The organism is Gemmatimonas aurantiaca T-27 (assembly GCF_000010305.1).
Lineage (GTDB): Bacteria > Gemmatimonadota > Gemmatimonadetes > Gemmatimonadales > Gemmatimonadaceae > Gemmatimonas > Gemmatimonas aurantiaca.
Window position 1 is genome coordinate 1,870,467 of record NC_012489.1, and the last position, 12,292, is coordinate 1,882,758.

Sequence of the window (12,292 nt, forward strand, 5' to 3'; positions counted from 1 at the left end):
ATGGCAAACCTGAAGTACCGCATCCTGCTCATTGCGGCGCTCTTCGCGGCGTCCGTGTTCGCGCTTTTCCCGCGCACGGTCGTTGAGCGTGTCAAGCGCGAAGGTGTGTTCGTGTACGACACCGTGCGCCGTGTTCCGCTCAAGCGCGGGCTCGATCTTCAGGGGGGCATGCACCTGACCCTCGAAGTCGATGAATCCAAGCAGACCGTCGCCGACAAGTCCGAGGCGCTCGATCGTGCCCTCAAAGTCGTGCGCCAGCGCATCGACGAGTTCGGCGTGGCCGAACCGGTGGTGCAGAAGGCCGGCAGTGAGCGGCTGATCGTCGAACTCCCCGGCATTGACGACGCGGAGCGCGCACAGGACGTCGTGCAGAAGTCCGCGTTCCTGGAATTCCAGATCACGGACAAGACGCAGGCTCTCGAAAAGGTCGTTCCGCGCTTCGATGAAATCGCGAAGACGCAGGGGATCACGGTGGCGAGCGGTACGGCCGCCGCGGCCGGCGATTCGGCCAAGTCGACGTCGGTGAATTCGCTGCTGACGCAGAATGCGGACAGCGCGAAGGATTCCACCGCAGCGGCCGGCACCACGGGCGCGGATACCACGATCAAGGCACCGGTCGTGACTGGTGGTTTGTTCAGCACGAACGTGCAGCCCGGTCAGATGCCTGGGCAGTATATCGTGCCCGAGTCGGCGTTCCCGGCCATCGAACGCGCACTCCAGCATCCGGCCATCCTCGCCGCCGTGCCCCCGGGCAAGGTGATTCGCTGGGGTGTTGATTCGCTTGTGTCTGGCGCCGCACGCTTCCGCGCACTCTACGTGCTCGATGCCCGCCCGATCATCACCGGCGAAGTGCTGACCGATGCCCGTCCGGCCACCGATCCGGTGGAAGGCAATGTCGTGCAGTTCACGTTGAACAACGAAGGCGCGCGCCGCTTCAAGACCGAAACGGGCAAGCACGTGCGCGACAACATGGCCATCGTACTCGACCAGCGTGTCGTTACGGCGCCCACGCTGAACAGCGCGATCGGCCGCAACGGGCAGATCACCCTGGGCGGTGGCACGCTGCAGTCGGCGCAGGATCTGGCGCTCGTGCTGCGCGCCGGTGCCCTGCCGGTGCCGCTCAAGGTGGCTGAAGTTCGGCAGATCGGTGCCAGCCTGGGTAGCGACTCGATCTCCAAGGGCGTGATGGCTCTTGGCGTGGCGCTCCTCCTCGTACTGGTCATCATGGTGGTCTACTACCGGTTCTCCGGTGTGCTCGCGGTGATTGCGCTGGTGCTGTATCTCGTCTACACCTTGGCCATCCTCGCCGGCTTCAACGCGGTCGTGACATTGCCTGGACTGGCCGGCTTCGTGCTTTCTATCGGTATGGCGGTCGACAACAACGTGCTGATCTTCGAGCGCATCCGCGAAGAGCTCGATCACGGCAAGTCCACCCGCCTGGCGATTGATGAAGGTTTCCGCCACGCACTCGGCGCCATCATCGATACTTCGGCGGCGACGATTCTCTCGGGTATGGTGCTCTATCAGTATGGCACGGGCCCGGTGCGCGGTTTTGCCGTCACCCTGATCGCCGGCCTCGTGGCTGCGCTCTTCACCACGATCTTCGTCACCAAGACTTTCTTCCTCGTCTGGCTCAACCGCTCGCGCGGTACGCAGACGTTGAGCATCTGAGGCCGCCATGCTGCGCATTTTTCACAACACGAAGTACGAGTTTGTGCGCTGGTGGCGCGTCGCCGCAGGGCTCACGTTGGCATTCATCGCGGCAGGGTTCGTCAGCTTCGCTGTCACCGGCGGGGTGAACTACAGCATCGAGTTCACCGGCGGCACGCTGATGCAGCTGCAATTCAAGACGCCGCCTGATGTGGCGGAGGTTCGCAGTGCACTCGATGCGGCCGGTATCCAGGGCGCCGAAATTCAACAGTTTGGCGCCAATACCGACTTCACCATTCGCGCCCGCGACGAGAAGCAGGTGGAAGCACAGGACGCTGGTGCCGAAGGTATTTCCCGGCAGATCACTGCGGCACTGGATGCGAAGTTCGGCGCCGGTACCGTGACCATCGTGCGCACCGAAGCCGTGGGCCCGAAGGTTGGTGCCGAACTGCGCACCGGTGCGGCCATGGCCATGCTCATCGCGTCCATCTTCACGCTGATCTATCTCGCCATCCGCTTCGACTGGCGCTTTGGTTTGGCGGCCGTGCTCTCCACGACGCACGACATCCTGATCACCCTCGCGTTCATCAAGATCTTCCACATCGAGGTCTCGCTGACCGTGGTGGCGGCCATCCTGACGCTCGTGGGTTACTCCGCCAACGACACGATCATCATCTTCGATCGTGTGCGTGAGAACCTGAAGAAGCCGCACAAGGGTGAGACGCTGTCGCACATTCTCGACCGTTCCATCAACGAGACGTTGCCGCGTTCCATCATGACGCACACCACCACGTTCTCTGCGACGTTGGCGCTGCTCCTGCTCGCGGGCGAAGTGATCCGCCCGTTTGCCTGGGTCATGGCGTTCGGCGTGGTGATGGCCACCTTCTCGTCCATCTACGTGGCTGGTCCATTGCTCCTGTGGATCGAAGGACGCTGGCCCCGCCTGGATGATGCGGCCACGGCCCGCGCGGTACGTGCGGGTGAAGCGGCCACCACGACCGCGCGCGGCACGGATCGGGTGTCGGCGCGCTAAGCGCCGGCACTCTGCCTGGAACAGGATCACGATGAGCGAGGTCGCATTCGCCGACAGTCATGTGCACCTCGCCGATGCCGCGTTCACGGACGATGTGGACGCGGTCATAGAGAGGGCCCGCGCAGCAGGAGCGCGGGCCCTTGTCTGTATCGGTGAGTCACCGGCCGCCGCTGTGCGCGCACAAGCCATCGCGGCGCGTTATCCGGGATTGGTGTTCCACACCTGCGGGGTGCATCCGCACGACGCCGTGTCCTGGGACGATCAGCGGGATGCCAACGCCGTGCGTGATGCCGTGGGAGTCGGTGCCGTCGCCGTTGGGGAATGTGGCCTCGACTACCACTACGATCATTCGCCGCGTGATGTGCAGCGGCGCACGCTCGATGCACAGCTCTCGCTCGCGGCAGAATTGGACCGCCCGATCGTCCTGCACACCCGTGAGGCAGAAGACGATACCCGCACCATGCTCCGTGATGCGGCCAGTGCCGGTATTCGCGGCGTGTTGCACTGTTTCACGGGCAGTGTCGGACTGGCCGAAGCCGGCCTGGAGGCGGGGTGGCATGTGTCTTTCAGCGGCATCGTCACGTTCCGTACCTGGACCGACATTGAGCTGCTGCGATTGGTGCCTGACGATCGCCTCCTCGTCGAGTCCGATGCACCCTATCTTGCTCCGGTCCCGAAGCGTGGGAAACGCAACGAGTCTTCGTGGGTACCGCTCACGGTGCAGCGAATCGCGGAAGCCCGTGGCACCACGCCAGAATCGTTGGCCGCGCTGACGCTGCACAACACCAGGAAGTTTTTCCGCCTGCCTGACGATCCGACTGTCGATCGTTCTACGGCCGGTTCTGTCGACGCCTCGCTCTGATTCGGACCCTGCCCATGACTACTGTCACGCCGTTGCACACCGACCTCGCCCCCAAAGCGATCGGCCCCTATGCGCAGGCGGTGCGCGCGAACGGATTTCTCTTCACGGCCGGGCAGATTCCGCTCGATCCTGTGACGATGGACCTGGTGACGGGAGAAGTGGGGGCGCAGACCGAACGGGTACTCGCCAATCTCTCGGCGGTTCTCGCCGAAGCAGGGTGCAACTGGAACTCCGTGGTGAAGACCACGGTGTTTCTTCGCACGATGGATGACTTCGCCGCGATGAATGAGGTATACGCCCGCGTCCTGGGCGAGGCCCGGCCTGCACGGTCGACGGTGGCTGTGGCCGGTCTCCCGAGAAACGTCAGCGTCGAGATCGAGCTGGTCGCCGTGCTGCCCCCGGCATGATCTCCGTGCGTCAACGCGTGGAAGGCTCCGTGGCGTTCCTGCGCACCCTGGTGGCGATCATGGTCGCTGTGGTCGCCTCGCCGCTGTGGAACACCGCTCAGGCGCAGCAGCGGCCCGACAGCGTTCGCGCGTCACAGCCGCCCGCAACGGTCGGAGCACCGGTACCGACCCCGGTCATTGCGCCCGCGTCTGGCGCTCAGCCTCCGGCCCGCAACGTGCCGGCCACCACGGGGCTGAGGAGCAAGGCGCCTTTGAGCTCGAAACGCGCCTTTCTCTACTCCGTGTTGTTGCCGGGGCTCGGACAATCGAGGCTCGATCGTGGCTCGTCAGGGGCGCTGTTCGCCAGCGTCGAGTTGGCAGCCATGGTGATGCTGCGTCGTACGGCCGCCGATGTGCGCGAAGCACGCCGATATCTCGTCGACACACTGCCAGACAACTTCGTGGTCCAGGTCACCGGCACGGATATCAAGTTCAACCCCCAGGGGGAAATCCCGGGGCCTTACACCGCCGATCTGGTGCGCGCCCGGCGTTTGCACGCCGAGGATTGGATTGCGCTCATTGCGTTCAACCACCTGTTCTCAGGGGCCGACGCGTTTGTTTCGGCGCAATTGTGGGATATGCCCGTGCAACTCTCGGCCACGCCCACGATGCAAGGTCCATTGGTGATGGTGTCGTTTCGCTTCTAGCGACGAACACGACGGGATCGGACGCTCGATCCCACACTCCAGCCGCGCAGGTTACGGCCTGGCGACTCGCTGCAGATCACGCGATGCGCCGTCCTCGGACCACTGGCACAAGGTGATGGCCTCATCGGTGATGCGAAGGAACTGCTGGTCGAGATACCACGCCCCCGCATTGCCGTAAACGCCTCGCCCAGCCGCGCAGACCGTCGGCACATGTGAATGGCCATGCAAGACGAGCTGCGGCCCCGCCGGTTGATTCAGCGCCTGCGTCCCCACCGCGAGCAACCCGGCCCCGCCATCGCGGGCGCGTGCTTTACGGCTGGTATGTGATGATTGCGCGGCAATCCAGGTGGCGAGATTCGGGTGCAGCCACGAAAACGCACTGATCGACCAGGGATGGCGCAGCACGGTGCGCAATCGCCGGTAGGGGGCATCCTCCACCTCCCGAAGGCCGTCGCCATGCTGCAGCAAGGCATCCCAGGCGCCGATATGCCCGCGCCAAGGCTCGAGGGTGTAGGTGGCGCCCGTCTCCTGTTCCAGCGCCTCACCGCCCCAGCAGTCGTGGTTGCCGCCGATCCACAGCACCGGTACGCCCGCATCGTGCAGGTCCGCGAGCGCGGCTAGAACCCGAAAGCCAATGCGGGGCATCGCGTGACGCCAGGCGAACCAGAAATCGAACAGGTCGCCCATGACCACCAGCGAGCGCGCCTCCTGCGGGACTGCGCGCAGCAGGCGCAGCAGTGCACGCTCTGCGTCCGGAGACGCAACGCCGAGATGCACATCGCCGACGACATGACAGGGGGTGGGAAGCACGAGGGGAGTGTAACCAGACCCCTCGCCCCGGACAAATCAGCGGGGGTTTGCTTGGCGGCGCCCCGGTGGGCAGGCATCTTCCCCGGATGGCACTCGAGACGATTTCCGAGCTTCGTGTCCGGTACGCTGAAACGGACCAGATGGGCGTTGTGTATCACGCCAACTATCTCGTCTGGTGCGAAATCGGCCGCACGGACTTCATCAGGGCGGCGGGCAAGTCGTATGCGGATCTCGAGCGAGAGGGCGTGCGTCTGGCCGTCTCCGAGGCAACGATGCGCTTTCATGCATCCGCCCGGTACGACGATCGCATCGTGGTCTACACCACACTCACATCGGTGGGATCGCGGGGCATGACATTCGCCTATCGTGTGGAACGAGCGGATCCGGACGGAGGCGCCGGTACCGTGCTGGTGCGCGCCACGACGTCGCTGGTGTGCACCAACGACCAGGGACGCCTGGCGACGCTGCCACGAGAAGTACGCGAGTGGCTGGAAGACGCATCGCGCCTCGATGACAGCGCCGCCCCGGTGCGCAACGGAGGATTGACCCATGCCAACTAGTGTGTTGCCCCACGAATCTCCCCTCACAACACCATCCGGCATGCGAGCACGCATGGGTGGACGTTCCGTTGCGGCGATGCTGAGCATGGCCGCGCTGTGGCTGCTCAGTGGCTGCGCCCGTGCCGGGAGCGGTCCCGTGATTTCCACCGCCGATGTACCGGTGAATGGTGAAAGCGCAGCCTTGCGGGAGGCGCGGCTCTTGTCGATGGTCGATCAACGGCAGGCCGATACGCTGCTGATCGACCAGTTGCTGCGCGATCCGGATGCGGCACGACGGGCGCGGGCTACGTTGGCGATTGGTCAGGTGCGTCTGCGTGCGCGTTTCCCGGTTTTGCGGCAACTGTTGGTGGACGGGGATACGAGTATTGCCGCCAACGCGGCGTTTGCGATGGGCATTGCGCGAGACACCGCCGGCGTTGTCGCACTCGCACGCGCCGTGGCGGGCGCACCATCGCCGGTGGCCCGTGAGGCGGCGTGGGCATTGGGGGAAATCGGCGAGCCGGCGCGTACCGTGCTCGCGGTGGCTCTCGGAGAAGGACAGGCGCGGCCGCTGCAGTCCAGCACCTCAGCACAACGCTCGGCCGATGTGCGGGCTGCCCTCGTGCTTGCCACGGTGAAGCTACGCCCGGCGCCTATTGCCCTGGTCTCGCCTTGGCTTGCCGATTCATCGGCTGAGGTGGTGCGTTCGGCGGCATATGTCATCGGACGCCTGCGAGCGCCTTCGGGTGCTCGTGCCGTGATGACCGTGCGTGCGCACCGGGACGAAGAGGTGCGGCAGCACGTGGCGCGTACGCTGAACAAGGCCACCGTCGGTGACTCACTGGCGACGCCGGCTCGGGAGGCGCTGCGCACACTGGTGAGCGATCCGAGCGAGCGGGTGCGTGTGAATGCGGTGCGCAGTCTGGCCACCTTTGGTCCGTCAATCGTCGATCAGGTCGAGCCGCTGCTTCGCGACTCGGCCCCCAATGTCCGCATGGCCGCGGCGGAAGTGATCGGCGAGGCCTTGGCCAAGGACGGTGCCCGATGGCAGCGCGCCTGGGATGCCGACACGGCATTGGCGGTGCGCCGTCTGCTGCTGGGGCAAGCGCGTCGCCTCGAGGTCAACGTGGCTCCCGGCATCGAAGCGACCTGGGCGGCCAATCCGGACTGGCAATATCGAGTGGCATCTGTTGCCATAGTGGATCGTGAATCACCCGCGGGACGTCGCGACACCGCAGTCGCCGTCCGCTTGCTGGAGGACCGCGATGCACGGGTGCAGCGCGCCGCGCGTGCCCGACTGGGACGGCGGGACAGTACCGCCGCCGCGCGGGCGCCGCGCAGCACCACGCCGCTTCCTCGGCCGCTCGCCGACTATGAAGCATTGGCACGACGATATGTGCTCTCGCGCACACCACCACGTGCGTACATCGACACCGATCACGGGACGATCACGCTCGAGTTGTTCGGTCGGGAAGCACCGCTCGTAGTGGAGGCGTTCATCAGGCTGGCGCAGAACGGCACGTACCGGAACACCACCTTCCACCGCGTGGTACCCAATTTTGTGGTGCAGGATGGTGACGCGAGTGGCGATGGATCGGGAGAGTCCGGTTTTACGCTCCGCGAGAGCTGGACCCGTCAACGACATGAGCGTGGCTGCCTCGGGCTGGCCACATCGGGTCCGGATACCGGTGGCAGTCAGTATTACATGTGCCACTCTACCCAGCCGCACCTCGATGGCGGTTACACCGTCTTCGGTCGTGTGATCGACGGATTTGCGGCCATGGATCGTGTGGTGCAAGGCGATCGCATGCTGCGTATTCGAGTCCCCTGACAGGATGCAGATGAGTCGGATGTTTCATTCTTGTTCCCGCGCGTGTGAACGCCGATCGGTGCGTACATCGATGCACGCCGCCACTCTGGGTGTGGCGCTCGTGCTGGGTCTCGCAGCCTGCGCGCCCAAAGCACGGCCGCTGACCGGTGCGCCCACGCGTGCGGCCCTTCCGACGTTTGCCGTCGATCCTCGCCCGCACGTGCTGGAGTTCACGTGGGAATACAAGGACGAGACCTTCGAAGCCGCCGGAGAAGGTGCGGTGCGCGTGCAGGGCCCCGATCGGGCGCGACTCGACTTCTTTCTGCGCAATGGCATGGCGGGGGGGTACGCCATTCTCATTGGCGACACGCTCAGCACCCCTGGTGGGGATCTCGTGAAGCGGCTGCTGCCGCCCGCCCCGTTGTTGTGGGCGTCGCTCGGCCGTCTTGCCTTGCCGGCCGCCCCGGACACGGCCGCACGGATGGATGGCGACACACTGCGGGCGGATCTCGGCGCCTTGCGGGGCAAGGATGCCTCAGGCGCCGACGGGCGTGCCTGGCGCATTGCCGTGGTTGGCAATGGTCTGCACCGAGTCGAGCGCATCGAGAATGGCAAGGTGATGGAGTGGGTGGAGCGCCGGCAGGAAGCCAATGGTCGCTGGCGCGTGCACTATGTTCATGAGCGGGGCAAACGTCGCCTGACGATTGCCCTCACTGATACCAGGTATGTCGAGGGATTCGATGCAGCCATCTGGCGCCGTTCGTAGCACCCACGACATTTCACGCCGGCGCGCCGTCGGTGTGATGTGTCGCGCTGCCCTTCTCGCCACAGCGGCGCTGGTGGTGCCGGCGTGTTACAGCTTCTCCGGCGGCGGCGGACTTCCCCGCAGCATCAAGACGGTGGCCATTCAGCCATTCGACAACCAGACCGCATCACCGGAACTGCAGCGCGAAGTCTTCGAGGAGTTGCGCAAGGTGCTGCGGGATCGGTTGAACCTGCGCGAAGCGCCCGAGGCACGCGCTGATCTGGTGGTGCGGGGCGTCATCGCCAAGTACGACGTGGATCTGCCAGCCGGTGCCAGTGCCGACGGACGGCAGACCACCACCAATCGCCGACGACTGCAACTCGCGCTCGATGTGGAGATCATCGAACAGGCCACCGGGCGCGAACTGTTGAAGAAGAGCGGCATGCAGCGTGAAGGGCAGTATGCGGAAGGATCCGAAAAGACCGGACGCCGCAATGCCCTCGAGAGCCTCATGAATGACATCGTCGAAGGGGTGCAGTCGCAATGGTGACACGCGACGGGCCCCGTCGACCGGAGAGCAAAGTGATGGGCTGGGATGCCGCAGCCGAGTGGCGCCAGCAGGTGCGCGGTGCGGTCGTATTCACCAACGGTGTGTTCGATTTGGTGCATCCGGGGCATGTCGAGGTGCTCGACATGGCGCGGCGCGAAGGCGCGGCGCTGATTGTTGGCGTGAACAGCGATGCCTCGGTGCAGAGGCTCAAAGGGCCTACGCGACCGGTGCGCACCGTGGCCGAGCGTGCCATGGTACTGGCCGCGCTCGAAGCGGTCGATGCGGTGGTGGTATTCGGGGAGGATACACCGCAGGCGCTGGTGGAATGCCTACAGCCTGATGTCATCGTCAAGGGCGGTGATTATGCTCCCGAGACCATCGTCGGGGCCGATGTTGTGACGGCTCGCGGTGGTCGTGTTGTCGTGGTTCCACTGGTGCCCGATCAATCCACCACCTCGATCATCGAGAAACTGCGTGTCTGAGATTTTCATCCCGCAATCCCGCACAGAACGATCCAACGAGGCGTTGCGCCCCGTATCCCTCGAACGAGGTGCGGTGCTCTATGCCGAAGGCTCGTGCCTGATCTCGTTCGGCAAGACGCGCGTCTTGTGCGCCGCATCGGTCGAGACGGGCGTGCCCGGATGGAAGAAGGGCAGTGGCGAAGGCTGGGTAACGGCCGAGTATGCGATGTTGCCGCGTGCCACACGTACGCGCTCGTCCCGCGAACGGCAACAGGTGGGCGGGCGTACGCAGGAGATTCAGCGTCTGATCGGGCGCAGTGTGCGGGCCATGCTCGATGACTACCGCTTCGGTGAGTTCACCATCAAAGTCGATTGTGATGTGCTCCAGGCGGATGGCGGGACACGTACGGCGGCGATTACCGGTGCGTGTGTGGCCGTGCAGGACGCATTCAACTGGATGGTGAGCACGGGACGCATCATCGCGTCGCCGGTGAAGCGTCGGGTGGCCGCGATCAGCGTCGGGATGGTCGACGGCGAGGTGCGCCTCGATCTCGACTACGAGGAGGATGTGCGCGCTGGTGTCGACATGAACGTCGTGATGAGCAGTGAAGGGCGTTTCGTGGAGGTGCAGGGCACCGGCGAACACGGCACCTTCTCGCGACAAGAGTTGGATGGACTGCTCGGCACGGCGGTGGCCGGGATCGAACAGCTTCTCGAAGCGCAGACCCGAGTGTTGGCAGGACCTGTTCGCGCGTGAACACGTCGAGTGTGCCGTCGTTGCGGCCCTTCACGCCGCAGCCGTTGTTGTTGGCGACACGGAGTGACGGGAAGCGGCGCGAGCTGGCCGCGTTGTTCCTGCAGGCTGGCATCGCCGTGGAGACATTGCGCGATGTCTTTCTGCCCGAAGCGCCGGAAGAAGCCTTGCTGGAAGTGCACGCCACGTTTGAAGACAACGCACTGGCCAAGGCGCAGTATTTCGCGACGCTTACACAGCGAGTGGTGGTGGCGGACGATTCCGGACTCTGCGTTGATGCGCTCGAGGGACGTCCTGGCGTGCATAGCAAGCGATGGAGTGGTCGCGATGACCTCGATGGCCCCGCGCTCGACGCGGTGAACAACGTGTTTCTGCAGGACGCCTTACGGAGTGCCGCCGAGCAGGGGCGAACGACACGAACGGCACACTACGTGTGCGCCGCGGCCGCTGTGTGGCCACGTGAGGCGCTGTACGAATGCACGGTGGCCACGGGAAGCACATCGGGGGTGATTCTCGATGTGCCGCGTGGCGCGGAGGGTTTTGGCTACGATCCGTACTTCGCATCCACGCCGTTGGGAGGTCGCACTTTCGCGGAGGTCACGCGCGATGAGAAGGCAGGTGTCAGTCATCGTGGCGCGGCGATTCGTGCGTTGCTCGAACGGTTGCGTGTGAAGGGCGCGTTCGATCTCTGCGAGAAAGTGTGATAGGCGCACAGGGGTGGAGATGCGCCATTGGAAACACGACGGGTCGGGGTTTGTGCAGGTGAATCTTCCGACGAAGTTTGTCGGAGAATGCGTGAGCCCGTTGACCTGCGGCAGTGTGCGGCATATACTGCGCCGCTCTGATGTACGGGGCGTAGCGTAGCCCGGTATCGCGCCTGCTTTGGGAGCAGGAGGTCGCCGGTTCGAATCCGGCCGCCCCGATCCGTTGTGTTGGTGCAGGCGTTGGGTAGTGCCGTCGCGAGGCGGAGTGGGGCCTGCTTCGGCAGGTGGTCAAGGTGCCCGGCAGGGTGACCAGTTGCGACGGGTAGGCGCCAGTAGCTCAGATGGATAGAGCGGCAGCCTTCTAAGCTGTTGGTCGGGGGTTCGAATCCCTCCTGGCGCGCTTTGACTGTTGGTGTTCGAGTCCGCACCCTTAGCTCAATGGTAGAGCAGCTGACTCTTAATCAGTAGGTTCTAGGTTCGAGTCCTAGAGGGTGCATGTGTGGTACGTCCGGTTGCCGGGCGGATCAAGAGAAGGTTCGGGGCAGCACTTGTGTTTCCGAGCAAGCTCGGTTAGATAGAAAGACTCAAGGCGAACGCGGTCACAACCGTGCAAGCGGTTGCGGCAAACCTTGATGGCATCGCGGCAGGTCTTTGGATTGGGTCGCGAACCGTTGGTGAAGTCAGTAAGGCTGTTGGTGTTGCTGGTCGTTGTCACGCAGTCCGATCTCGGTACTTGCTGGAACGGTTCCACAACTCTTCGAGGCTTTTACGGTTTTCTCTCGGTGCTGATCGGGTTCAACTCCCGATGATGCTTTCGGTGGCTTCGGCCACCAAACCGCGGCGGCTGGGTTTCCTGGCCGCCGTTGCTGTCTCCGGTGGTGAAGTGCTTTGGTGGCCCGTTGCAACACGGGTTGGGCGATCGGAAAGAAAGATCGCGACGGGGCTTGCGCTCTGAACATCGAAAGCATAACTTCGCCACCCCTTCGCAGGACGAGCCAGTGCGCGACACACGTTGCGCAGGCCGTTTTGAGAGGACCCAGAGCGTGTTGAGTGTGGCTGACGCCGCGACGAAAGACACTGCAAAAGGGGACTTGAAGAAAGAGAACAGCAGGTTATGGTTAAGGACTGCCGCCGAAACGGTGGCAACAGAGAACTTGGTAAGTGACGCAGCCGCAAGCGGTTGCGCGGATATAGCAGGAACGCTGTTTGACAATCGAAGTTGAGATCGAAGGATGTGCGGGGCGGTCTCTATGACCTGCGGCTTCTTCAGGGCTGCGGCGA

General features: G+C 64.2%; 13 protein-coding genes and 3 tRNA genes. 15 read left to right on the plus strand and 1 reads right to left on the minus strand.

Annotated features, from left to right (window positions below):
• The 5 genes from secD to GAU_RS08005 are packed head-to-tail and all read left to right on the plus strand — an operon-like array spanning position 1 to position 4,638.
• Positions 1–1,671, plus strand: coding sequence for a protein translocase subunit SecD (secD, locus tag GAU_RS07985; protein ID WP_012683049.1), 1,671 nt, complete (start codon positions 1–3; stop codon positions 1,669–1,671).
• Positions 1,672–1,678: 7 nt separating this feature from the next.
• The gene (gene secF / locus GAU_RS07990) at positions 1,679–2,683 is read left to right on the plus strand and encodes a protein translocase subunit SecF (protein ID WP_012683050.1); all 1,005 of its coding nucleotides are present in this window, start codon (positions 1,679–1,681) and stop codon (positions 2,681–2,683) included.
• A gap of 31 nt (positions 2,684–2,714) precedes the next feature.
• Positions 2,715–3,545 (plus strand): TatD family hydrolase, encoded by an 831-nt coding sequence (locus GAU_RS07995; protein WP_012683051.1) that lies wholly within the window; start codon positions 2,715–2,717, stop codon positions 3,543–3,545.
• 14 nt (positions 3,546–3,559) lie between these two features.
• On the plus strand, positions 3,560–3,952 hold the full coding sequence (locus GAU_RS08000) for a RidA family protein (RefSeq protein ID WP_012683052.1): 393 nt from the start codon (positions 3,560–3,562) through the stop codon (positions 3,950–3,952).
• Positions 3,949–4,638 (plus strand): hypothetical protein, encoded by a 690-nt coding sequence (locus GAU_RS08005; RefSeq protein ID WP_012683053.1) that lies wholly within the window; start codon positions 3,949–3,951, stop codon positions 4,636–4,638. The genes GAU_RS08000 and GAU_RS08005 overlap by 4 nt, the downstream gene beginning before the upstream one ends.
• A gap of 51 nt (positions 4,639–4,689) precedes the next feature.
• Here the strand turns inward: GAU_RS08005 and GAU_RS20665 are convergent, their stop codons facing one another.
• Positions 4,690–5,448, minus strand: a complete 759-nt coding sequence (locus GAU_RS20665) for a UDP-2,3-diacylglucosamine diphosphatase (RefSeq protein ID WP_012683054.1) — start codon at positions 5,446–5,448, stop codon at positions 4,690–4,692.
• An 86-nt stretch (positions 5,449–5,534) separates the two neighbouring features.
• Here GAU_RS20665 and GAU_RS08015 point away from each other — a divergent pair, with 86 nt between their 5' ends.
• The 10 genes from GAU_RS08015 (at position 5,535) to GAU_RS08060 (ending at position 11,507) form a co-directional block, all read left to right on the plus strand.
• Positions 5,535–6,008 carry an acyl-CoA thioesterase gene (locus GAU_RS08015; RefSeq protein ID WP_052574317.1) on the plus strand — a complete coding sequence of 158 codons (474 nt, stop codon included), beginning with the start codon at positions 5,535–5,537 and terminating at the stop codon, positions 6,006–6,008.
• Positions 5,998–7,818: a peptidylprolyl isomerase gene (locus GAU_RS21825; RefSeq protein ID WP_083765542.1), complete on the plus strand. Its 1,821-nt coding sequence runs from the start codon at positions 5,998–6,000 to the stop codon at positions 7,816–7,818. The genes GAU_RS08015 and GAU_RS21825 overlap by 11 nt, the downstream gene beginning before the upstream one ends.
• A gap of 70 nt (positions 7,819–7,888) precedes the next feature.
• Entirely contained in the window at positions 7,889–8,563 is a 675-nt protein-coding gene (locus GAU_RS08025; RefSeq protein ID WP_012683057.1) for a hypothetical protein, read from the plus strand.
• Between the two features lie 37 nt (positions 8,564–8,600).
• A complete protein-coding gene (gene lptE, locus GAU_RS08030) occupies positions 8,601–9,092 on the plus strand; it encodes an LPS assembly lipoprotein LptE (RefSeq protein WP_012683058.1) in 492 nt (163 codons plus the stop codon).
• Positions 9,086–9,574: a D-glycero-beta-D-manno-heptose 1-phosphate adenylyltransferase gene (gene rfaE2 / locus GAU_RS08035; protein WP_012683059.1), complete on the plus strand. Its 489-nt coding sequence runs from the start codon at positions 9,086–9,088 to the stop codon at positions 9,572–9,574. Before lptE ends, rfaE2 begins: the two co-directional genes overlap by 7 nt.
• On the plus strand, positions 9,567–10,310 hold the full coding sequence (gene rph, locus GAU_RS08040) for a ribonuclease PH (RefSeq protein ID WP_012683060.1): 744 nt from the start codon (positions 9,567–9,569) through the stop codon (positions 10,308–10,310). The genes rfaE2 and rph overlap by 8 nt, the downstream gene beginning before the upstream one ends.
• Positions 10,307–11,011, plus strand: a complete 705-nt coding sequence (locus GAU_RS08045; RefSeq protein ID WP_012683061.1) for a non-canonical purine NTP pyrophosphatase — start codon at positions 10,307–10,309, stop codon at positions 11,009–11,011. Before rph ends, GAU_RS08045 begins: the two co-directional genes overlap by 4 nt.
• 145 nt (positions 11,012–11,156) lie before the next feature.
• A tRNA-Pro gene (locus GAU_RS08050) sits at positions 11,157–11,230 on the plus strand.
• A 107-nt stretch (positions 11,231–11,337) separates the two neighbouring features.
• Positions 11,338–11,411, plus strand: a tRNA-Arg gene (locus tag GAU_RS08055).
• A gap of 24 nt (positions 11,412–11,435) precedes the next feature.
• Positions 11,436–11,507, plus strand: a tRNA-Lys gene (locus GAU_RS08060).
• Positions 11,508–12,292: the final 785 nt, after the last annotated feature.

Bases quoted from the DNA above. Each gene is read 5' to 3' on its own strand.
- GAU_RS07995 (WP_012683051.1), top strand. From the start codon at position 2,715: ATGAGCGAGGTCGCATTCGCCGACAGTCATGTGCACCTCGCCGATGCC.
- GAU_RS08015 (WP_052574317.1), top strand. From the start codon at position 5,535: ATGGCACTCGAGACGATTTCCGAGCTTCGTGTCCGGTACGCTGAAACG.
- GAU_RS08005 (WP_012683053.1), top strand. From the start codon at position 3,949: ATGATCTCCGTGCGTCAACGCGTGGAAGGCTCCGTGGCGTTCCTGCGC.
- lptE (WP_012683058.1), top strand. From the start codon at position 8,601: ATGTGTCGCGCTGCCCTTCTCGCCACAGCGGCGCTGGTGGTGCCGGCG.
- secF (WP_012683050.1), top strand. From the start codon at position 1,679: ATGCTGCGCATTTTTCACAACACGAAGTACGAGTTTGTGCGCTGGTGG.
- GAU_RS08000 (WP_012683052.1), top strand. From the start codon at position 3,560: ATGACTACTGTCACGCCGTTGCACACCGACCTCGCCCCCAAAGCGATC.
- GAU_RS08025 (WP_012683057.1), top strand. From the start codon at position 7,889: ATGCACGCCGCCACTCTGGGTGTGGCGCTCGTGCTGGGTCTCGCAGCC.
- GAU_RS21825 (WP_083765542.1), top strand. From the start codon at position 5,998: ATGCCAACTAGTGTGTTGCCCCACGAATCTCCCCTCACAACACCATCC.
- rfaE2 (WP_012683059.1), top strand. From the start codon at position 9,086: ATGGTGACACGCGACGGGCCCCGTCGACCGGAGAGCAAAGTGATGGGC.
- secD (WP_012683049.1), top strand. From the start codon at position 1: ATGGCAAACCTGAAGTACCGCATCCTGCTCATTGCGGCGCTCTTCGCG.